Genomic DNA, 21,874 nt, shown 5'->3' on the forward strand with positions numbered 1-21,874 from the left:
TGAGGCATCGCAGCAAGCGAGCCGAGACCGACTCTTCACGAGGGGTACGAGATGTTCGAGTACGAGCTCCAGCAGATCCGTTCCGCCGAGCTGATCCGCGAGGCCGAGCACTACCGCCAGGTACGCGAGGCCCGCCGCGCCCGCCGCGCGGCCGCACACGACTCCACGACCGCGACGAGGTCCGCCACGGGGGAGGGGGAACAGGACGCGGAGGGGAGCGTGCCGAGCCACCGCCCGCGCCGGCTCCGCTTCCCGCGCGCCGCGTGACGGGGACCGTCGGCCGCGCCGGCGCGGGCCCCCTCCCCGGGGCGGACGGTCGCCGTCCGGCTGCCCGGGGGCTGCGGATAATCGGTGCCGAAGTGTCCGCGGGCCGTGCGATGCTCGGCGATGTGGAGACCAGGTCCGTCAGTCCGGTGTTCGTGGGTCGTGTCGACGAACTGAACGTGTTGCGCGAGGCGTTGGCCCGCGCCGATGGCGACGCCACACGCGCGGCGGGGAACGAGGGAGACGGAGGCGGCGACCCACAGGCGCTGCTGCTCGGCGGCGAGGCAGGGGTCGGCAAGACCCGCCTCGTCGAGGAGTTCACCGGCGAGGCCGCGCGCGGGGGCGCGGTCGTCGCCCTCGGCGGCTGTGTCGAGATCGGTGCCGACGGCCTGCCCTACGCACCCTTCTCCACCGCCCTGCGTGCCCTGCGCCGCCGACTGCCCGACGAACTCGCCGCCGCGGCCGCCGGACAGGAACAGGAACTGGCCCGGCTCCTGCCCGAACTCGGCGAGACCTCACGCGCCCGGCACGACGAGGAGGGCACCGCACGCCTCTTCGAACTCACCGCCCGCCTGCTGGAACGCCTCGCCGCCGACCGCACGGTCGTCCTCGTCCTGGAGGACCTGCACTGGGCCGACGCCTCCACCCGCCACCTCCTGTCCTACCTCCTGCGCACGCTGCGCACCGGCCGCCTCGTCGTCCTCGCCACCTACCGCTCCGACGACATCCACCGCCGCCACCCCCTGCGCCCCCTCCTCGCCGAACTCGACCGCCTCCGCACGGTCCGCCGCCTCGAACTGCCCCGCTTCAATCGCGCCGAGGTCGGCCACCAACTCGCCGGCATCCTCGCCACCGAACCCGAGCCGGAGCGCGTCGACGAGATCTTCGACCGCTCCGACGGCAACGCCTTCTTCGTCGAGGAACTCGCCGCCGCCGCTCACGACGGCGGCTGCCCCGGCCTCACCGACTCCCTGCGCGACCTGCTCCTCGTCCGCGTCGAACGGCTTCCCGAGGACGCCCAGCGGATCGCCCGCATCGTCGCCGAGGGCGGCTCCACCGTGGAGTACGCCCTGCTCGCCGCAGTGGCCCGGCTCCCCGAGGACGACCTCATCGAAGCCCTGCGGGCCGCCGTCGGCGCCAACCTCCTGCTCGCCGCCCCCGGCGGCGACGGCTACCGCTTCCGGCACTCCCTGGTCCGCGAGGCCGTCAGCGACGACCTGCTGCCCGGCGAACGCTCCCGCCTCAACCGCCGCTACGCCGAAGCCCTGGAGGCCGACCCCGCCCTCGTCCCCACCGACGGCCGCGCCACCCGCCTGGCCAGCTACTGGTACCACGCCCACGACGCCGCCAAGGCCCTGCCCGCCGTCCTCGACGCCTCCGCCGAGGCCCGCTCCCGGCACGCCCACGCCGAACAACTCCGCCTCCTGGAGCGGGCGATGGAGCTGTGGGACGCCGCCCCCGAGCCCGTACGCGCCGCTCTGCGCCCCATCGACTACACCGAGGTCTACCCGCCCTGCGGCTGCGACCCGGCCACCACCCCGCTGCGCTACCTCGACCTGATGGCCGAGGCCGCCGTCGCCGGACGACTCTGCGGAGAGCGGGAGCGGGCCATGCGGATCACCCGGCGCGCACTGGACCTGCTCGCGGACGGGGGCGACCCGCTGCGCACCGCCTGGTTCTGGGTCCAGCGCTCCATGCTGACCGAGGGCCTCGCCCGGGGCGACGGCTGGAAGGAACTCGCCACCGCCCAGGACCTCGTACGGGGCCTTCCGCCCTCCGAGGTGCACGCCGAAGTGCTCTCCCGGGTGGCCGGCTGGTCCATGCTCCACGCCCCCGGCCCCGACGCGCTCTCCGACGCCCAGCGCGCCGTCGACTACGCGCGCATGGTCGGCGCCGAGGACATCGAACTCAACGCCCGCCTCACCCTCGGCGGCCTGATGGTCGACGCCGGCGACGTCGAGACGGGCATCGCCGTGATGGAGGACGTCCGCCGCCGTTCCCTCGAACGCGGCCCCGCCGCCGTCGTGGGCCGCTCCTATATCAACATCCCGTCCTGCCTGGAGGGCATCGGACGCTCCCAGGAAGCCGTGCGCCTGCTGAAGGAAGGCATCGACGTCACCCAACGCCGGGGCCTGCTGGAGTCCGAGGCCTGGGTGTGGGGGAACCTCGCCGAATCCCTGCTCTCCCTGGGCCGCTGGGACGAGGCACTGGAAGCCGTGACCATGGCCCAGAACGTCGTCTCCAGCCAGAAACCCCGAGGCCTCAGCACCCTCATCCACGCCTTCATCGCCCTCGCCCGCGGCGACATCGCCGAGGCCCGCGGTCATCTGGCCGCCGCCCGCGGCCACTACGGCCACCACAACCCCACGCCCCAGAACGATCTGCCGCTCTCCAGTCTCGTCCTCGGCATCGCCGCCGCCGAGGACCGCCTCACGGACGCCCGCGCGGAACTGGCCCGCGTCCTGGAGACCGGCTTCTCCGTCGGAACCCAGCGTTACGCCTGGCCCCTGCTCCTCGCCTCCGCCACCGCCGAGGCCGACGCCCGCGCACTCCCGGCCGCCGAGTCCGGCCGTGCCGAGAGCCTCGACCGGATCTTCACCGTGGCCAAGAAGCTCACCACCGGCTCACCGATCTGGCTCGCCCACGAACGCTGGGTGCGCGCCGAACTCCAACGCGCCGAGGGGACCATGGCCCCGGACACCTGGTCCGACGTCGTCACCGCCTTCGAGCCCCTGGAACGGCCCTACGACCTGGCCCGCGTCCGGCACCGCCTCGCCGAGGCGCTGCTGGCCGACGGCACGGGCGACGAGGCCCGCGACCGGGCGACGGAACTGCTGCGGCTGGCCGCCGCCGTCGCCGACCACCTCGGCGCCCGCCCCCTCGCCGACGAGGTCGCCCTCCTCGCCCGCCGAGCCCGGCTCACCCTGAGCCGCGCCCCCGAGCCGGCGCTCACGCCCGCCGATCCCGTGGCCGCGCTCGGCCTCACCGACCGGGAGGACGACGTCCTCCGCCTGGTCGCCGCCGGCCGCACCAACCGCCAGATAGCCGAGGAACTCTTCATCTCCCCCAAGACGGCGAGCGTCCACGTCTCCAACATCCTCGCCAAGCTCGGCGTCTCCAGCCGCGGTGAGGCGGCGGCGGTGGCCCACCGGGTGGGACTGGCCCCGACGGGGGCCGGAGAACGGCTGGCAGCGGGATGATGGAAGGGAGGACCACCGAGGCTCCGCTGTTCGACCGGGACCGACCGCCCGCCGCCTCGTGGCCCTGGGGGAGGGAACACCGTGTTCAACGCCTTCGAGGAACTGTTCGCACCTGGCCGCAAGCACACCCGTGACGAGGAGAACCGGCTGGCACTGACCCGCGAGGACGTCGGGGACAACGATCCAGGACGCGGACCGATAGACCTCGCGTCCGGGAAGGTCGTCGTACGCCCGCCCGAGCCCGTGGAGAAGGAGGCCGAGTCGGCCACGGCGGCCGACGAGTAACCGGCGGCCTACGTCACCTCCAGCTCAAGGATCTTGTCGTCGCCGTTCTCCGGGGAGCCCCGGCCGTCCGTCTCGCTGGTCACCAGCCAGAGTTTGTCGCCGCCGGCGGAGACGACCGTGCGGAGGCGGCCGTAGTCGCCCTCCAGGAAGGGCTGGGGGGCGGCGGCGGTCTTCGTGCCGTCGAGGGGGACGCGCCACAGGCGCTGGCCGCGCAGGCCCGCCATCCAGACCGAACCCTCCGCGACGGCGATGCCGCTCGGGGAGGCCTCCTCCGTGCTCCACACGGCCACCGGGTCGACGTAGCCGGACTCGCCGCCCTTGCCCTCCACCTCCGGCCAGCCGTAGTTCCCGCCGGGGCGGATGTGGTTCAGCTCGTCCCAGGTGTTCTGGCCGAACTCCGAGGCCCACAGGCGCTGTTCGGGGTCCCAGGCGAGGCCCTGGACGTTGCGGTGGCCGTACGAGTAGACGACGGAGTCGTCGAAGGGGTTGCCGGGGGCGGGCTGGCCCTCCGGGGTCATGCGGAGGATCTTGCCGCCGAGGGAGTCCTTGTCCTGGGCCAGCGGGCCCTCGTACCGCTCGCCCGTGCTCGCGTACAGCATCCGGTCGGGGCCGAAGGCGAGCCGGCCGCCGTTGTGGTTGGTGCCCTTGGGGATGCCCCGGAGGATGGTGTCGGGGGCGCCGAGCTGTTCGCCGGCCGGCTTCTCGGGGTCGTAGAGCATCCGCACGATCCGGTTGTCGGACTCCGAGGTGAAGTACGCGTAGATCATGTGGTCGGAGGCGTACTCCGGGGAGACGGCGATGCCCATGAGGCCGCCCTCGCCCGCCGGGGCGACGCCGGGGACCTCGCCGAGCTCGGTCCGCTTGCCGGTCTTCTCGTCGACTCTGCTGATCGTGGCCTCGTCACGGGAGGAGACGAGGAGGCCGCCCTCGGGGAGGGGCGCGAGGCCCCAGGGGGAGTCGAGGTCCTCGGCGACGGTGCGGACCACCTTCACCGAGCCCTTCGCCGGAGGTGTCTCGTCCGCCGCCTTGCCGGGCGGGGACGAACCGGCACCGCTGCTGCTCGGGGGTGAGCTGCCTGCCGCGTCCGTCTTCTCTCCGTCGTCGGAGGAGCAGCCGGTCGTCACCAGGAGCAGGGCTGCGGCCAACGCGGCCGTCACCACTCGACGTTGCACCATCACGATCCCTTCGGCGTGGAACTTCTACTTGTCTTACACCGCGAGTGCCCCACAAGTTCCACCTCCGCCCGAACCAGCGGATCTTTCGCCCGATGCCGATGCCGATGCCGATGCCGATGCCGATGCCGATGCCGATGCCGATGCCGACGCCGATGCCGACGGCGGGCCGAAGCCGGTCGCTCCCTCAGTCCCAGGATCCCCGCGCGGGCGGAAGGGCCGCCACCTCGGCCAGGTCCTGCGGCGTCAGGCGCAGCGCGTGGGCGGCCGCGTTCTCCGTCACCCACCGGGCCTGCTTCGTCCCCGGCACCGGGACCACGTGGGGGCCGAGGGACAGGATCCAGGCGAGGGCGACCTGGGCCGGCGTCACCGTCGCCCCGTGGCGGGCCGCGACCCGGCGCAGGCCGACGACGAGGGGCTGGTTGGCCGCCATCATCTCGGCGGTGAAGCGGGGGTGGCGGGCCCGGAGGTCGTCCGGCTCGAAGCCCCCGCCGGGCGTCAGGGTGCCGGTGAGGAAACCATTCCCCAGAGGCATGGCGGCGAGAAAACCGATGCCACGGGCCACACACCACGGGAGGAGGGCGTCCAGCGCCTCCCGCGACCAGACCGACAACTCCGCCTGCACCGCGCTCACCGGGAAGATCTGCTGGACCCGCTGGAGCTGGCGGAGCGTGATGTCGTGCACCCCCGCTCCCGACCGGCGCCCCGCCCGCGCCCCCACCGCGCACAGGCCCAACGCCCGCACCTTCCCGGCCTGGACGAGTTCCGCCATCGCGCCCCACGTCTCCTCCACGGGGACCTCGGGGTCCGCGCGATGGAGCTGATAGAGGTCGATGACATCGGTCTGGAGCCGGCGCAGCGAGGCGTCACAGGCACGTTTCACATAGCCGGGGCGGCCGTTGGCCACGATGTGCTGCTCGCCCACCAGCAGGCCGACCTTGGTGGAGACGAAGGCCTCCGCGCGGCGCTCCTTCAGCACCCGGCCCACCAGCAGCTCGTTGGTGAAGGGGCCGTACATGTCGGCCGTGTCCAGCAGCGTGACGCCGAGGTCGAGGGCCCGGTGCACCGTCCGCATCGACTCGTCGCCCCGTTGCCGCGACCCGGTGTACGCCCAGCTCATCGGCATGCACCCGAGTCCTACGGCCCCCACCTCGAGCGTCGCCGCGCCGATCGTCCTGCGCTCCACCTGGTCGTGACCCTCCCTCTCCCGAACCCCCAACCTAACCTCTGCCGTAGCGGGTACCTGACATAGCCTCCGGAGCATGACTGCTGACGCGACTGCCGACCCGGCCCCGGACGTGACAACCGACGTGTGGCTCTCCATCCCGCCGGACGAGATCGAGGGGCTCCCGAAGGGCCCCAACTACCTCTTCTGGGACGGGGGCGAGGACGGCACGCAGCCTTATCCGGGCGACCCCGCCGACTGCGTCCTGTACGTGGTCCCCTATATGAAGCGCCGGGGGGTGGCGGCCAACCCGCTGGCGGCCATGCGGAACCTGCGCGTCGTCCAGACGCTCACGGCGGGGGTCGACGACATCACGGCCCGGCTGTCGGTGGTCGCTCCCGGTGTCCAGCTGTGCAACGCCCGCGGAGTGCACGAGGCCAGCACGGCCGAACTCGCGCTCACCCTGACCCTCGCCTCGCTGCGCGGTGTCCCCGACTTCGTCCGGGCCCAGCAACAGGAGCGCTGGCAGGGCGACTTCCGCCCCGCGCTCGCCGACAGGACGGTGCTGATCGTCGGTTACGGCGCGATCGGCGCCGCCATCGAGGACCGGCTCGTACCCTTCGAGGTGGCGCGGGTGGCGCGCGTCGCGCGCTCTGAGCGCACCACGGCGCGCGGACCGGTGCATTCGTTCACCGAACTGCCCTCCCTGCTGCCGCAGGCGGATGTCGTGATCCTGTCCACGCCCCTCACGGAACAGACGAAAGGCCTGGTCAACGCCGATTTCCTGGCCCGTATGAAGAACGGGGCCCTCTTGGTGAATGTTGCCCGCGGAGGCGTCGTCGACACCAAGGCTCTGCTGACGGAACTGGACAACGGCCGCATCACCGCGGCGCTCGACGTCACCGATCCCGAGCCGCTGCCGCCGGGGCACCCGCTCTGGCGCGCGCCCGGGGTGCTCATCAGCCCGCACGTCGGCGGCCCCACGTCGGCCTTCCTGCCGCGTGCCAAAAGGCTGTTGGTGGACCAGTTGGGGCGTTTCGTGAACCGGGAGCCACTGCGCAACGTGGTCCTTACGACAGGCGAGACGGACGACGCGTAATCCACTTCGGGCACCCTCCGCATTCCTTCGGAAGCGGAACGTGCTCGTGTGGCCGCAGGTGGTCACTGAGCGTAGAGACACTATGTCCCTGAGTGACGAGACTGGTGTATCGTCCCCGACAGGGGCTGCGCCGCGCACCGTTCGGCGCCGGGGACGGACTTGAGACAGCGAGGGGGGCGACGGGCGATGCACGGCCTATGGACGAACGATCCGACGCGGCGGAGCCGGCGACGGCGACCCTGGCGAACTGCGACGCGGAGGCACCCGCACGGGAGCCACGGCGGCCGCGGCGGTCACGGTCAGTACCGCAGGCACAGCAGCCGCAGAAAGCACACCCACCCGACGCAGCGGGACCGGCGGGACACGGGAGCGGCGTTCACCGGGGAGACCCCGTGAGCACCCGCCCGTCCTCCGCCTCCACGCTGGACCCCACGCTCCGGGCCGCCAAGCCGTTGTCCGGGCCGCAGTCGCCCGGCGGACAGGCGTCCGGCCGCGGTGGGGGAAGCCTACGGGCCCAGCTCGTCCTCGCCCTGCTCTGCGCGGCCTACGCCGTCGGCGCCGCGTTCGGCTGGGGCCATGAGCAAGTCGCTCTCGTCATGGGCGACTTCGGGCTCAGCGCCGCCGCGGCGGCCGCGGCCGTCTCCTGCTTCCGCTACGCGCGCAGCCGCCGCAGCCGCTTTCGACCCGCCTGGCTGCTGTTCGCCCTCTCCTCCGCCATGGCGGCCCTGGGCAACGGCGTCTGGGGGTGGTACGAGGTCGTCCTGGAGCGGCCCGTGCCCGAACCGAGCTACGCGGACCTGTTCTTCCTCTGCTTCGCGCCACCCGCCATCGTCGGCCTGCTGGTGCTGGCCAAGAGGCCCGTGACCAAGGCCGGCTGGGTCTGCCTCGCCCTGGACTCCTGGCTCATCGGCGGTTCCCTCGTCACCCTCTCCTGGAGCCTGGCGCTCGCCCAGAACGCCCAGCTCGAGGACTCCAACACCGCGCACACCGCGCTCTCGCTGGCCTACCCGCTGCTCGACATCGCGCTGGTCAGCATGGTGCTCGCGCTGCACTTCCGCCGCTCCTCGATGCACCGCTCCGCGGTCAACACGGCGATCGGCGCCCTCGCGCTCACCGTGATGTGCGACGCCCTGTTCACCTCGCCCCTGCTGCGCACCAGCTACCAGTCCGGTCAGCTCCTGGACGCCGGCTGGTTCGCGGGCTCCCTGCTCCTCGCCTACGCCCCCTGGGCCGGCCAGCGCGGCGGACAGACGGACGAGGGCGGGCACGGGCGCGTGGTGCACGAACACATCCCCGGCCAGCGGCACGACGTGTACGCGGGCCACCGGCACGACGTGCACGCGGGCCACCGTCACGAGGCGCACCCGGGCCACCGGCACGACGGTTCTCCGGGAGGACACGTCCATGTGCTCCTCCAGGGAGGAGGTCACAGTCGGTATCCGGCCAACCGCCCCATCGCCGGATCCCTGGCCGCACTCACTCCGTACCTGGCCGCGGCCGTCTGCACCCTGGGCATCCTCTACAACGTCCTCAACGGCCGCAGCGTCGACCGCGTCGTGCTGATCACCGCCTGCACCGTCGTGCTCGCGCTGGTCGTCCGCCAGGGCATCATGCTCCTGGACAACATCACCCTCACCCAGGAACTGGCCCAGAAGGAGAACCACTTCCGCTCCCTGGTCCAGGGCTCCAGCGACGTCATCATGATCGCCGCGCCGAACGGCATCCTCCGCTACGTCAGCCCGGCCGCCGCCGGCGTCTACGGACGCCCCGCGGAGGACCTCGTCGGCAAGGAGCTGGCCTCGATCATCCACCCCGAGGACCTCGGCTGCGTCGTCCACGAGGTGCGCCGCTTCCTCGCCGCCAGCCCCGCCGAGGAGCCCACCACCCGCATCGAGTGCCGCTTCAAGGCAGGCGGGGGAGGCTGGCTGAACGTGGAGTCCACGGTCAACCGCCACCACGGCGGCCTGATCTTCAACAGCCGGGACGTGACCGAAAGAGTGCGCCTGCAGGCCCAGCTGCAACACAACGCCGAGCACGACCCGCTCACCGACCTGCCCAACCGCGCCCTGTTCACCAAGCGCGTCCAGCAGGCGCTCTCCGGCCGCCGCGCCTCCGACCGGGGCGCCGCCCTGCGCAACACGGCGGTCCTCTTCATCGACCTCGACGGCTTCAAGGCCGTCAACGACACCATCGGGCACCAGGCCGGGGACGAGTTGCTCGTCCAGGCCGCCCGCAGGCTCCAGGACGCCGTCCGGCAGGGGGACACCGCCTCCCGCCTCGGCGGCGACGAGTTCGCCGCCCTCATCGTCGGCGACGGCTCCCGCGACCGTACCGCCCGCGAACAGCACATCCTGGAGCTCGCCGACCGCCTCAGGATCGCCCTCTCGCAGCCGTACACCATCGACGGCAACGACGTCCGGGTGGCCGCCTCCATCGGGGTCTCCTTCGCCGAGCCCGGCCTCGGCGCGGGCGAGCTGCTGCGCAACGCCGACCTCGCCATGTACCGCGCCAAGGCGTCCGGCAAGGGCCGCGTCGAGCTGTACAAGCCCCAGATGCAGCAGGACGTCGTACGCAAGGCCGAGCTGGCCACCCGGCTGCGGGCCGCGCTGCACGACGGCGAGTTCATGCTGCTGAACCAGCCCGTGGTGGAGCTGGAGACCGGCCGGGTCTCGTCCGTCGCCACGGCCGCCCGCTGGCGTTCGTCCCAGGGGGTGCTGTTCACGCCCGCGGAGTTCCTGCGGGTCTCCGAGGACAGCGACAAGACCGCCGAGCTGGGCCGCTGGATGCTGGAACAGGCGGTCGAGCAGGCCGCCGACCGCCTCACCAACGGGCTGAACGTGCCGGTGTCCGTCCGGATGAGCGCCCGGCGCCTGCTGGACCGCTCACTGCCCCCGGGCTCGCTGGAGGCGCTCTTGAGCCGCCACGGGCTGCCCTCCGGCTCGCTGGTCGTGGAGCTCTCCGACACCCAGCTCAAGGGCCCGCTCGACGAGCTGGAGCGCCGGTTGCACCACCTGCGGCGGCTCGGTGTCCGGATCGCCCTGGACGGCCTCGGCAGCGGCCACGCGGCCATCACGGCCCTGCGCCGTCTCCCCGTCGACGTGCTGAAGCTCGACCGGAGCCTCGTCGAGGGCATCGTGGAGTCCACCCGGCTGCACAAGATCACCCGGGGGTTGCTGCGCATCGCCGACGACCTGGGGCTCCAGTCCGTCGCCGACGGCGTGGACCTGCCCGAGCAGGTGGTCGTCCTGCGCGCGATGGGCTGCACCCACGGGCAGGGCGCGGCCTTCTCCGGACCACTGGACGAGTACCGGCTCCGCCGGGCCCTGTCCCTCGGGCACTACCCGGTGCCCGGAGGGTCCGCGGAACCCGCGTTCGCGGGTGGCGCGAGAGAGCCCGAGGGACGTGTCGGGGGTGAGCGGGCGTGGCGGGGCGCGGGGGTGTACACAAGTGGTGTACCCGCTGTTTACGGAGGCGGAAGTGCCCTTCGCTCACATAATGAGACTCCCGTCCCACCCGCTTGACACGCGGTGCGCGCGAGGGGGAGGGTCAGTGCCATGCGCACCCGAATCCTCGTACTTGGAAAGCGCGTCGGCTGAAGCTGGGACCCACCGGACCACGTTCCGGAATCCCCAGCGACCGTTCCCGGCGCGCTCCCCTCGCTTGCCTTGTGGCAAGGAGGGGTTTTTTGTTGCACGGGCACCAGTCGGCGTTAGCCGCACACCGCACGAACCTCGCAAAACACCCTCAGCATCGAGAAGAGAATGCCGATGACCGAGCAGGCCACCGGGGCCCACCATCCGCAGCCGCGGCCCCGATCCGGAGGACCGACCACCCCCGTCGAGCACGTCACGGGTGCGCAGTCCCTCATCCGCTCTCTCGAGGAGGTCGGGGCCGACACGGTGTTCGGCATCCCCGGCGGCACCATCCTGCCGGCGTACGACCCGATGATGGACTCCAAGCGGGTGCGCCACGTGCTGGTCCGCCACGAGCAGGGCGCCGGCCACGCGGCCACCGGCTACGCGCAGGCCACCGGCAAGGTCGGGGTGTGCATGGCGACGTCGGGGCCGGGCGCCACCAACCTGGTCACCCCGATCGCGGACGCCCACATGGACTCCGTGCCGCTGGTCGCGATCACCGGGCAGGTCGCGGTCAAGGCGATCGGCACGGACGCCTTCCAAGAGGCGGACATCGTCGGCATCACCATGCCGATCACCAAGCACAGCTTCCTGGTGACCAAGGCGGAGGACATCCCCCGGGCGATCGCGCAGGCGTTCCACATCGCCTCCACCGGCCGCCCGGGACCGGTCCTGGTCGACATCCCCAAGGACGTCCTCCAGGCGAAGACCACCTTCAGTTGGCCGCCCGCCATGGACCTGCCCGGCTACCGGCCCGTCACCAAGCCGCACGCCAAGCAGATCCGTGAGGCCGCCAAGCTGATCACCGCCGCCAAGCGGCCCGTGCTGTACGTCGGCGGCGGTGTCCTCAAGGCGCGGGCCACGGCCGAGCTGAAGGTGCTGGCCGAGCTGACCGGCGCCCCCGTCACCACCACCCTGATGGCGCTCGGCGCGTTCCCCGACAGCCACCCGCAGCACCTGGGCATGCCCGGTATGCACGGCTCGGTGGCCGCCGTCACCGGCCTGCAGAAGGCCGACCTGATCGTCGCGCTCGGCGCCCGCTTCGACGACCGGGTCACCGGCAAGCTGGACAGCTTCGCGCCGTTCGCCAAGATCGTCCACGCGGACATCGACCCGGCCGAGATCGGCAAGAACCGCGCCGCCGACGTGCCGATCGTGGGTGACGCCCGCGAGGTCATCGCCGACCTGATCCAGGCGGTGCAGAAGGAGCACAGCGAGGGCGCGCAGGGCGACTACAGCGCCTGGTGGAAGGACCTCAACCGCTGGCGCGAGACCTACCCGCTCGGCTACGACCAGCCGGCCGACGGTTCGCTCTCCCCGCAGGCGGTCATCGAGCGCATCGGACAGCTCGCCCCCGAAGGCACGATCTTCACGGCGGGTGTCGGCCAGCACCAGATGTGGGCCGCCCACTTCATCCAGTACGAGAAGCCCGCCACCTGGCTGAACTCCGGCGGCGCCGGAACGATGGGGTACGCGGTCCCGGCCGCCATGGGCGCCAAGGCCGGCGCCCCGGACCGGCCCGTCTGGGCGATCGACGGCGACGGCTGCTTCCAGATGACCAACCAGGAACTGACCACCTGCGCCCTGAACAACATCCCGATCAAGGTCGCCATCATCAACAACGGCGCCCTCGGCATGGTCCGCCAGTGGCAGACGCTGTTCTACAACCAGCGCTACTCCAACACCGTCCTGCACAGCGGCCCGGACGACGTGAACCCCAACGCCCGCGGCACCCGCGTCCCCGACTTCGTCAAGCTGTCGGAGGCCATGGGCTGTTACGCCATCCGCTGCGAGTCCCCCGACGACCTCGACAAGGTCATCGAGGAGGCGAACTCGATCAACGACCGCCCGGTCGTCGTCGACTTCGTCGTCCACGAGGACGCGATGGTGTGGCCGATGGTCGCCGCCGGCACCTCCAACGACACGATCATGGCCGCCCGGGACGTCCGCCCCGACTTCGGCGACAACGAAGACGACTGAGAGCCGTAGGTAAAGGAACCCGACCATGTCCAAGCACACGCTCTCCGTCCTGGTGGAGAACACCCCCGGCATCCTCGCCCGGATCGCCGCCCTGTTCTCCCGCCGCGGCTTCAACATCGACTCGCTCGCGGTCGGTGTCACCGAGCACCCCGAGATCTCCCGGATCACCATCGTGGTGACGGTGGTCGACGAACTGCCCCTGGAGCAGGTGACGAAGCAGCTCAACAAGCTCGTCAACGTCCTGAAGATCGTCGAACTGGAGCCGGGCTCCGCCGTTCAGCGGGAACTCGTTCTGGTGAAGGTGCGCGCCGACAACGAGACGCGCTCCCAGATCGTCGAGATCGTCCAGCTGTTCCGCGCCAAGACCGTCGACGTCTCCCCGGAGGCCGTCACCATCGAGGCCACCGGGTCCAGCGACAAGCTGTCCGCGATGCTGAAGATGCTGGAGCCGTTCGGTATCAAGGAACTCGTCCAGTCCGGCACGATCGCGATCGGCCGCGGCGCCCGTTCGATCACGGACCGCTCGCTGCGCGCCCTGGACCGATCGGCCTGACGCGTCGAACGGGCGGCCGACGACGCGCGGCCGCCCGTATGCCGAGACCCGCAGACCTTCATTCCGCCTGCCGTCATACGGTGGGACGCAACACCTGCACTCAAGGAGAGAACCCAAAGTGGCCGAGCTGTTCTACGACGCTGACGCCGACCTGTCCATCATCCAGGGCCGCAAGGTCGCGGTCATCGGCTACGGCAGCCAGGGCCACGCCCACGCGCTGTCCCTGCGCGACTCGGGCGCGGACGTCCGCGTCGGTCTGCACGAGGGCTCCAAGTCCAAGGCGAAGGCCGAGGAGCAGGGCCTGCGCGTGGTGACCCCGTCGGAGGCCGCCGCCGAGGCCGACGTCATCATGATCCTCGTCCCGGACCCGATCCAGGCCCAGGTCTACGAGGACCACATCAAGGACAACCTCAAGGACGGCGACGCGCTGTTCTTCGGTCACGGCCTGAACATCCGCTTCGGCTTCATCAAGCCCCCGGCCGGCGTCGACGTCTGCATGGTCGCCCCCAAGGGCCCGGGCCACCTGGTCCGCCGCCAGTACGAGGAGGGCCGCGGCGTTCCGTGTATCGCCGCCGTCGAGCAGGACGCCACGGGCAACGCGTTCGCGCTGGCGCTGTCGTACGCCAAGGGCATCGGCGGCACCCGCGCCGGCGTCATCAAGACGACCTTCACCGAGGAGACCGAGACCGACCTCTTCGGCGAGCAGGCCGTTCTCTGCGGTGGTACGGCCGCGCTGGTCAAGGCCGGTTTCGAGACGCTGACCGAGGCCGGTTACCAGCCGGAGATCGCGTACTTCGAGTGCCTGCACGAGCTGAAGCTGATCGTCGACCTCATGTACGAGGGCGGCCTGGAGAAGATGCGCTGGTCGATCTCCGAGACCGCCGAGTGGGGCGACTACGTCACCGGTCCCCGCATCATCACGGACGCCACCAAGGCCGAGATGAAGAAGGTCCTCGCCGAGATCCAGGACGGCACCTTCGCCCAGCAGTGGATGGACGAGTACCACGGCGGTCTGAAGAAGTACAACGAGTACAAGACCCAGGACTCCGAGCACCTGCTGGAGACCACGGGCAAGGAGCTGCGCAAGCTCATGAGCTGGGTCAACGACGAAGAGGCGTGATCCGAGGGGCCGGTCACGGCGGGGTTCACCCGGCGCCGTGACCGGCCTCGTTTTCACGTCCGGGTGACCTTTCCGCGGTGGCGTGGGACGACGCCCCCGGCGCCACTACACTGCTGCACTACAAACGCGTCGGGCCCACAGCGTCGTGCGTCTTCCACGCGGACACCACCCTCCACCGCCTGCGGCCGTCGGGACGGCCGTCCGCAGCATTGGACTTGTGAGGACTCACGTGAGCTCGAAACCAGTCGTACTGATCGCTGAAGAGCTGTCGCCCGCCACCGTCGACGCGCTGGGCCCGGACTTCGAGATCCGGAACGTCAACGGAGCGGACCGAGCCGAACTGCTCCCCGCCATCGCAGACGTCGACGCGATCCTGATCCGCTCGGCCACCAAGGTCGACGCCGAGGCGATCGCCGCCGCGAAGAAGCTGAAGGTCGTCGCGCGCGCCGGCGTCGGCCTGGACAACGTGGACGTCTCCGCCGCCACCAAGGCCGGCGTGATGGTCGTCAACGCCCCCACCTCGAACATCGTGACCGCCGCCGAGCTGGCCTGCGGTCTGCTCCTCGCCACCGCCCGCCACATCCCGCAGGCGAACACGGCGCTGAAGAACGGCGAGTGGAAGCGCAGCAAGTACACGGGCGTGGAGCTGGCCGAGAAGACCCTCGGTGTCGTCGGCCTCGGCCGCATCGGCGCCCTGGTGGCCCAGCGCATGTCCGCCTTCGGCATGAAGGTCGTCGCCTACGACCCCTACGTGCAGCCCGCGCGGGCCGCGCAGATGGGCGTGAAGGTCCTGTCGCTGGACGAGCTGCTCGAGGTCTCCGACTTCATCACCGTCCACCTGCCGAAGACCCCCGAGACGGTCGGCCTGATCGGCGCCGAGGCGCTGCAGAAGGTCAAGCCGTCGGTGCGCATCGTCAACGCCGCGCGCGGCGGGATCGTCGACGAGGCCGCGCTGTACTCGGCGCTCAAGGAGGGCCGCGTCGCCGGCGCCGGCCTCGACGTGTACGCCAAGGAGCCCTGCACCGACTCGCCGCTGTTCGAGCTGGACGAGGTCGTCTGCACCCCGCACCTCGGCGCCTCCACCGACGAGGCCCAGGAGAAGGCCGGTATCGCGGTGGCCCGCTCCGTGCGCCTCGCCCTCGCCGGCGAGCTGGTCCCGGACGCGGTGAACGTCCAGGGCGGAGTCATCGCCGAGGACGTCAAGCCGGGTCTGCCGCTCGCCGAGCGGCTCGGCCGGATCTTCACCGCGCTCGCCGGTGAGGTCGCGGTCCGCCTCGACGTCGAGGTGTACGGCGAGATCACCCAGCACGATGTGAAGGTGCTGGAGCTGTCCGCGCTCAAGGGTGTCTTCGAGGACGTCGTCGACGAGACGGTGTCGTACGTGAACGCTCCGCTGTTCGCGCAGGAGCGGGGCGTCGAGGTGCGGCTGACGACTTCGTCCGAGTCGCCGGACCACCGCAATGTCGTCACCGTGCGCGGCACGCTCGGCAGCGGCGAGGAGGTGTCGGTGTCCGGCACGTTGGCCGGGCCGAAGCACCACCAGAAGATCGTCGCGGTCGGCGAGTACGACGTGGATCTCGCCCTCGCCGACCACATGGTCGTCCTCAGCTACGTGGACCGGCCCGGTGTCGTCGGCACCGTGGGTCGGGTCTTCGGTGAGGCCGGTATCAACATCGCCGGGATGCAGGTCGCCCGCTCCGCGGCCGGTGGGGAGGCGCTGGCGGTGTTGACGGTGGACGACACGGTTCCGCCGGCGGTGCTTGCCGAGGTTGCCGAGGAGATCGGGGCGACGTCGGCGCGGTCGGTCAACCTGGTCTGAGGTTGCTGTTCCGCCGGGGCGGGGCCTGGTCACCTGTGGGTGGCTGGGTCCCGCCTTTTTGCGCCCCCGCCGCCCCTACCCGTCCCATCCTTAAGGGGCTGCGCCCCTTTGACCCCCAGACGTCCGTCCGGTGGGGGCTGGTCGCGCAGTTCCCCGCGCCCCTGAAAGGCCTACGGCCATTTCGGGGCGAAAAAGCAGGGGCGCAGCCCCGCTTTTTCAGGGGCGCGGGGAACTGTGCGAGAAGTCCCCACCGGGCCGCACCCGACAACGCACCGCACCTCGGGGGGCGTGCGCGGGCGTGTCAGGATGGCGGCGTGGCTCAGAGCATCGTTCACGCGCCGTTCGTCGGGCGGGACACCGAGATGGCCCGGCTGCGGGACGTGCTTGACCGGGCCGGCGCCGGGGAGCCCCGGGCCGTGCTGGTCGCGGGGGACGCGGGGGTCGGCAAGAGCCGGACCCTGGCGGAGGCCGCGGCGTACGCGGCGCGCAACGGCACCGTCGTCTTCACCGGCCACTGCGTCGACCTCGGCGACGTCGGTCTGCCCTATCTCCCGTTCACCGAGATCCTCGGCGCCCTCGCCGCCGACGAGCGCTTCGCACCGCTCCTGGAAGCGCACCCGGCCACCGCACGCCTCCTCGGCGGCGGAGCGGACGGCGGCGACCGGCTCCAGCTCTTCGAGGGCGTCGCCGCGCTGCTGACGGACCTCGCCGGCACGACGCCCGTCCTGCTGGTGCTGGAGGACCTGCACTGGGCCGACCAGTCCTCGCGGGACCTGCTGCGCTTCCTGCTCAGCCGGCCCGTGCTCCAGCGGCCCACCCCCGGCGCCCCCGCCCACCGGCTCGCCGTCTTCGCCTCGTACCGCGCGGACGATCTGCACCGGCGCCACCCGCTGCGCCCCCTGCTCGCCGAACTGGTGCGGCTGCCCGCCGTGGAACGGCTGGAGCTGAGGCCGATGCCGGACACGGAGGTGGCCCGGCTGGTGCGCTCGCTGCGCGCCGAGCCGCTGCCCGAGGCCACCGTGGGCCGGATTGTCGAGCGGGCGGAGGGCAACGCGTTCTACGCCGAGGAGTTGCTGGCCGCGACGGCGGAGGAGCCCGGCGCGGTGCTGCCGAGCGGGCTGGCCGACGTGCTGCTGATCCGGATCGAGCAACTGCCCGCCGCCGCCCAGCAGGTGCTGCGCACGGCCGCGGTCGCGGGCCGCAGGGTCGAGCACGAGCTGCTGCGGGACGCCGTACAACTGCCCGACGACGAACTGGAGTCGGCGCTGCGCGAGGCGGTCGGCCGACAACTGCTGCTGCCGGGCGAGGGATCGACGTACGAGTTCCGGCACGCCCTCACCCGGGAGGCCGTCTACGCGGATCTGCTGCCGGGCGAACGGGTCCGGCTGCACGGGGTGTTCGCCAAGCTGCTGGCCCGTCGGGGGCGGGCGGGGGAGAGCGCCGAGCGTGCCCACCACTCGCGTGAGAGCCACGACCTCGCCGACGCGCTGACGGCGTCCGTCGAGGCCGCCGACCACGCGCACGGCATCGGGGCGCCCGCCGAGGAACTGCGGCAGCTGGAGGGCGCCCTGGACCTGTGGTCGTCCGTGGACGCCGGGGCCCGGCCCCGGGACCTGGACCCGGTGACCCTGACCCTGCGCGCCTCGGCCGCCGCCGCGCGCGCCGGGGAGAACCACCGCGCGGTCTCCCTCTCCCGTTCGGCGCTCGCCGGAGCCGGCCCGGACGCGGACTCCGAGCTGGCCGCCCGGGTGCGCTACACCCTCGCCGGCGACCTGATGCGCGTGGACCACCTTCAGGCCGCGTTCCGGTACAGCAGCGAGGCGCTGGCGATGATCCCCGCCGAGCCGCCGTCCCGTACCTGGGTGTGGGCGGCGGCCACGCATGTGATGGCGGCGCGGTACGTGGGGGAGGACGAGGAGGCCGGGCGGGTGGCGAGGGAGGCGCTCGCCGTGGCCGAGCGGCTCGAACTGGCCGACGCACAGGCCGATCTGGTCATCTCCGCGGTGGGCCTCGACCCCCGGAGCAACCGGCGTACGGCGCGGGGCCGGGCGCGGCTGCGCGACGCCCGCGAGCTGGCCCGTGGCGCGGGCAATGTCCCGGTGGAGATGCGGGCCCTGTTCAACCTGGCCGTCGGCTGTTTCGAATCCGGCGACCTCGACGAATGCCTCGCCTGGCTCTCCGAGGGGCTGGACCGTGCGGGCCGCGCCGGCCTGCTCTCCTCCCCGTACCCGGTGGAGATGCGGTACGTCCACTCCCTCTGCCTCTACACACTGGGCCGCTGGGACGAGTGCCTCCGCTCGGCCGCCGACGCCGACCGGCTGCCCGCGGACGCCGGCTACGCGGTGGGCCCCGCCCTGTACGTCGCCCTCGCCCGGGGCGACGAGAGCGCCGTCGACCGGGCGCGGGCGCTCCTGGAAGGGCAGTACGACTTCATGGCGGCCCTGGTCGCGGGCATCACGCTCGTCGAGGCGGCCGTCCTGCGGCACGATCCCCAGGCGGCGGTCGCGCAGTTCCGTACGAGTGTCGCCACCCTCACCGAGCAGGTCGGGGCCCGGCCCGACGCGACCGTCCGGCTCGCCGCGCTCACGCTCGGGGCGATCGCGGACGCGGTGGCGGAGCGGCGGTCGGCCGGGGACGAGGAGGCGGTGCGGCGCTGGGCCGCCACGGCCGAGGAGTTGGTGCGGGCCGCGCGGGACACGGCCGCCGTGGGGGAGGACGGGAGCGAGCAGGGCCCCGAGGGGCTGGCCTGGCTGGCGCGGGCCGAGGCGGAGTGGACGCGGGTGCGTACCGGCCCCGAGGTGGACGTCTGGCGCGGGGCGGTGGACGCGTTCGGTGATCCCTACGAGCAGGCGCGGTGCCGGCTGCGGCTGGCGGAGGCGTTGCTGGCGGCGGGGGCGCGGGAGGAGGCGGTGGCCGAGGCGCGGGCGGTGGGGGAGACCGCCGACCGGCTGGGCGCCGTGCCGTTGCGCGCCGCCCTGGACACGCTGGTCCGGCGGGGGCGGTTGGCTGAGGCACCGGGAGGCGGGGAGGTGCCCGCGCTGACCGCGCGGGAGAGCGATGTCCTGCGGCTGCTCGCGCTCGGCCGGACCAACCGGCAGATCGGCGACGAGCTGTTCATCACCGGGAAGACCGCGAGCGTCCATGTCTCCAACATCCTGGCCAAGTTGGGGGCGGCGAGCCGCACGGAGGCGGTGGCCATCGCGTACCGGGAGGGACTGATCACCACCGGCTCACCGACCTGACCCGGCCGGCCCCTTCCACGGCCGCCTCCGCTCCACTCCCCGCCGCGTCCGCCGCCGCTCCGCCCTCCGCCGCCCGGCTTCGTCCTGGCTTCGGCCGCTGTCACCGGCTTCGGTTCCGCCGCGGCGGTCGTTTGGATCGCGAGGGTGGGACACGCGTGTAAAACGCACGTCTGCTCGAAGGCGCCAAGCGCTGTCTGCTGGAGAAGGGGCGATGTGGCGGCTCAGCATGGAGGTGCTGGCCATGGGGGACCAGCTGCCGGAGGTGCGCGAGCATCTGGCGCGGGCCCAGCGGGAGGCCGCGCGCGGGATCGTGACGCTGTTCATGGGCGGCCGGGACGAGGAGATCACGGACGCGGTGGCGGACACGCTCGGGCGCTTCTATCTGACCCTTCTGCTGGGTCTCGTCGCCCAGTGGACCTTCGACCCCGACACCGCACCCGACGCCGAGGCCCTCACCGAGGGGCTCCGCCAGGTGATGGAGGTGGCGAAGGACCAGGGTGGCGTCGCGGCGAAGGACCGGGACGGCATCGTCTAGGACGTCGCGGTCCGGGCCGGTACGAGTCTTCCGGCGCGCATCTCGATCGAGCGGTCCGCGAAGTGGCGTACGACCGCGCGGTCGTGGCAGATGAAGAGGTACCCGAGGTTCAGCTCGTCCTGGAGGTCGGCGAGCAGGTTGAGGACGCCCGCCCGGATGGAGGGGTCCAGGGCGGACACCGGCTCGTCGAGGACCAGCAGGCGCGGCTCGGACGCCAACGCCCGTGCGATGCCGACCCGTTGGCACTGACCGCCGGACAACTCGTGCGGGAAGCGGTCGCCGAGGGCCGGGCTCAGGCCGACCCGGTCCAGGAGTGCGGCGACCCGGGCGGGGCCCGTGGCGTCCCAGCGGCCCTGCACGCGCAGGGGTTCCGCCACCGCCTCCCGGACGTGGTGGCGAGGGCTGAGCGAGCCGTACGGGTCCTGGAAGACCGGCTGCATACGGGGCCGGAGCGGGCGTAGCTCGCGTTCGGTGAGGGACGTCAACTCCCGCCCCTCGAAGTGGACTTCGCCGCTGTCCGGGCGACGCAGCCGGAGCACGGCGGCGACCGTCGAGGACTTACCGCAGCCGGACGGGCCGTTCAGGGCCAGGGTCTCGCCCGCCTCCACCGTGAAGGAGACCCGATCGACGGCGGTGACCGGGCCGTAGCGGACGACCAGATCGCGCACGTCGAGCAGAGGGGCGTTCGGGTTCACGCGGGCTCCAGGAACAACTCGGTCGCGGGGTGCGGGACTTCGTCCCAGCGGTGGCAGGAGACCTCATGGCCGTCCCCGGCCGTCCACGGGCGCGGTTCCTCGCGGCGGCAGCGGTCCTCGACGAGCGGGCAGCGCGGCGCGAAGGCGCAGCCCGGCGGGAGGGCGTCGGGGGCGGGCGGGGATCCGGGGATGGCGGGCAGCCGACGGCGACCGCGACGGCGACCGGCGGGGCTGGCACCGGCGTCGGCGTGGTCGCGGTAGCCGTCGTTGCCTCCGCCGAGGTCGCCGTCGTCCGGTGGCAGGGACGCCAGCAGGCCCGCCGTGTACGGCGCTCGGGGGCGGCCCCACACGGCCGCCGCCGGGCCCTGTTCGACCTGACGTCCGGCGTACATCACCAGCACACGGTCGGCGTGTTCCCGGACCACGCCCAGGTCATGGGTGACCAGCACGAGCGCGGCGCCGACGGCCTCCCGCTGGGCGGCGAGGACCCGCAGCACCTGTTCCTGGAGTTCCGCGTCGAGCGCGGTCGTGGGCTCGTCCGCGACGACGACCTCGGGTTCGTTGATCGTCGCCATGGCGATCACGGCCCGCTGGCGCATGCCGCCGGAGTACTCGTGCGGATACGCCCGCGCCCTGCGTACGGCATCGGGGATGCCCACCCGGTCGAGCGCGGCGACCGCCCGGGCGCGTGCCTCCTTGCGGGAGACGCGCGCCACCGACCGTACGGCCGCGGCGAGTTGGTCGCCCACGGGGTGCACGGGGGAGAGCGCCGACAACGCGTCCTGGGGGACCAGGGCGATACGTCGGCCCCGCTGGGCGGCGAGGTTCGCGTCCCCGCGCAGCCGTACGGTTCCGCTGCTCGTCGCGCCCTCGGGCAGCATCCCGAGCAGTGCCCGGGCCGTGAGGGACTTGCCCGCGCCCGACTCGCCCACCAGGGCGAGCACTTCGCGCGGCCGGACATCGAAGGACAGCCCCCGCACGGCCTCGACCCCACCGAACGCGACCCGCAGCCCGCGCACGGAGAGCAGGACGTCGGACGCGGGCGTTGCGTCGGACCCAGGTGGCAGGTCGGAGGTCGGCGACACGTCGGACCTGGGCGACACGTCTGAC

14 protein-coding genes and 1 pseudogene are annotated in these 21,874 nt (G+C 72.4%); 11 read left to right on the forward strand and 4 right to left on the reverse strand.

What is annotated here, in order from left to right; genetic code table 11:
• Positions 1 to 51: 51 nt before the first annotated feature.
• The 3 genes from PUR53_RS13820 to PUR53_RS13830 all read left to right on the forward strand — a co-directional run bounded on the left by PUR53_RS13820 (position 52) and on the right by PUR53_RS13830 (position 3,749).
• Positions 52 to 267 carry a hypothetical protein gene (locus PUR53_RS13820; protein ID WP_239757420.1) on the forward strand — a complete coding sequence of 72 codons (216 nt, stop codon included), beginning with the start codon at positions 52 to 54 and terminating at the stop codon, positions 265 to 267.
• Between the two features lie 110 nt (positions 268 to 377).
• A complete protein-coding gene (locus PUR53_RS13825; protein WP_329908461.1) occupies positions 378 to 3,464 on the forward strand; it encodes a helix-turn-helix transcriptional regulator in 3,087 nt (1,028 codons plus the stop codon).
• 81 nt (positions 3,465 to 3,545) lie between these two features.
• The gene (locus PUR53_RS13830) at positions 3,546 to 3,749 is read left to right on the forward strand and encodes a DUF6191 domain-containing protein (protein WP_329897019.1); all 204 of its coding nucleotides are present in this window, start codon (positions 3,546 to 3,548) and stop codon (positions 3,747 to 3,749) included.
• Positions 3,750 to 3,757: 8 nt separating this feature from the next.
• Here the strand turns inward: PUR53_RS13830 and PUR53_RS13835 are convergent, their stop codons facing one another.
• Together PUR53_RS13835 and PUR53_RS13840 are read right to left on the reverse strand one after the other, a co-directional pair.
• Positions 3,758 to 4,924, reverse strand: coding sequence for a PQQ-dependent sugar dehydrogenase (locus PUR53_RS13835; RefSeq protein ID WP_329908447.1), 1,167 nt, complete (start codon positions 4,922 to 4,924; stop codon positions 3,758 to 3,760).
• A 184-nt stretch (positions 4,925 to 5,108) separates the two neighbouring features.
• Positions 5,109 to 6,107 (reverse strand): aldo/keto reductase, encoded by a 999-nt coding sequence (locus tag PUR53_RS13840; RefSeq protein WP_329897021.1) that lies wholly within the window; start codon positions 6,105 to 6,107, stop codon positions 5,109 to 5,111.
• Between the two features lie 76 nt (positions 6,108 to 6,183).
• Here PUR53_RS13840 and PUR53_RS13845 point away from each other — a divergent pair, with 76 nt between their 5' ends.
• The 8 genes and pseudogenes from PUR53_RS13845 to PUR53_RS13880 all read left to right on the forward strand — a co-directional run.
• On the forward strand, positions 6,184 to 7,185 hold the full coding sequence (locus PUR53_RS13845) for a 2-hydroxyacid dehydrogenase (protein WP_329908448.1): 1,002 nt from the start codon (positions 6,184 to 6,186) through the stop codon (positions 7,183 to 7,185).
• Positions 7,186 to 7,577: 392 nt separating this feature from the next.
• The gene (locus tag PUR53_RS13850) at positions 7,578 to 10,706 is read left to right on the forward strand and encodes a putative bifunctional diguanylate cyclase/phosphodiesterase (protein ID WP_329908449.1); all 3,129 of its coding nucleotides are present in this window, start codon (positions 7,578 to 7,580) and stop codon (positions 10,704 to 10,706) included.
• Between the two features lie 246 nt (positions 10,707 to 10,952).
• Positions 10,953 to 12,800, forward strand: coding sequence for an acetolactate synthase large subunit (locus tag PUR53_RS13855; RefSeq protein WP_329897024.1), 1,848 nt, complete (start codon positions 10,953 to 10,955; stop codon positions 12,798 to 12,800).
• A gap of 25 nt (positions 12,801 to 12,825) precedes the next feature.
• Positions 12,826 to 13,353, forward strand: a complete 528-nt coding sequence (gene ilvN, locus PUR53_RS13860; protein WP_239757428.1) for an acetolactate synthase small subunit — start codon at positions 12,826 to 12,828, stop codon at positions 13,351 to 13,353.
• A gap of 118 nt (positions 13,354 to 13,471) precedes the next feature.
• Complete coding sequence (gene ilvC, locus PUR53_RS13865) at positions 13,472 to 14,473, forward strand: ketol-acid reductoisomerase (protein WP_033526863.1); 1,002 nt, start codon at positions 13,472 to 13,474, stop codon at positions 14,471 to 14,473.
• A gap of 229 nt (positions 14,474 to 14,702) precedes the next feature.
• Positions 14,703 to 16,292 carry a phosphoglycerate dehydrogenase gene (gene serA, locus PUR53_RS13870; RefSeq protein ID WP_045562451.1) on the forward strand — a complete coding sequence of 530 codons (1,590 nt, stop codon included), beginning with the start codon at positions 14,703 to 14,705 and terminating at the stop codon, positions 16,290 to 16,292.
• Between the two features lie 314 nt (positions 16,293 to 16,606).
• Positions 16,607 to 19,534 carry a helix-turn-helix transcriptional regulator gene (locus PUR53_RS13875; RefSeq protein ID WP_329908450.1) on the forward strand — a complete coding sequence of 976 codons (2,928 nt, stop codon included), beginning with the start codon at positions 16,607 to 16,609 and terminating at the stop codon, positions 19,532 to 19,534.
• A 205-nt stretch (positions 19,535 to 19,739) separates the two neighbouring features.
• Positions 19,740 to 20,069, forward strand: a pseudogene (locus PUR53_RS13880) (TetR/AcrR family transcriptional regulator); the annotation flags it as partial.
• Here the strand turns inward: PUR53_RS13880 and PUR53_RS13885 are convergent.
• The gene (locus PUR53_RS13885) at positions 20,066 to 20,764 is read right to left on the reverse strand and encodes a dipeptide/oligopeptide/nickel ABC transporter ATP-binding protein (RefSeq protein ID WP_329908451.1); all 699 of its coding nucleotides are present in this window, start codon (positions 20,762 to 20,764) and stop codon (positions 20,066 to 20,068) included. The pseudogene PUR53_RS13880 and the gene PUR53_RS13885 sit on opposite strands and share 4 nt — an antisense overlap.
• On the reverse strand, positions 20,761 to 21,849 hold the full coding sequence (locus PUR53_RS13890) for an ABC transporter ATP-binding protein (RefSeq protein ID WP_329908452.1): 1,089 nt from the start codon (positions 21,847 to 21,849) through the stop codon (positions 20,761 to 20,763). The genes PUR53_RS13885 and PUR53_RS13890 overlap by 4 nt, the downstream gene beginning before the upstream one ends.
• Positions 21,850 to 21,874: the final 25 nt, after the last annotated feature.

The organism is Streptomyces sp. SP18BB07 (assembly GCF_036322545.1).
Taxonomy (GTDB): domain Bacteria; phylum Actinomycetota; class Actinomycetes; order Streptomycetales; family Streptomycetaceae; genus Streptomyces; species Streptomyces deccanensis.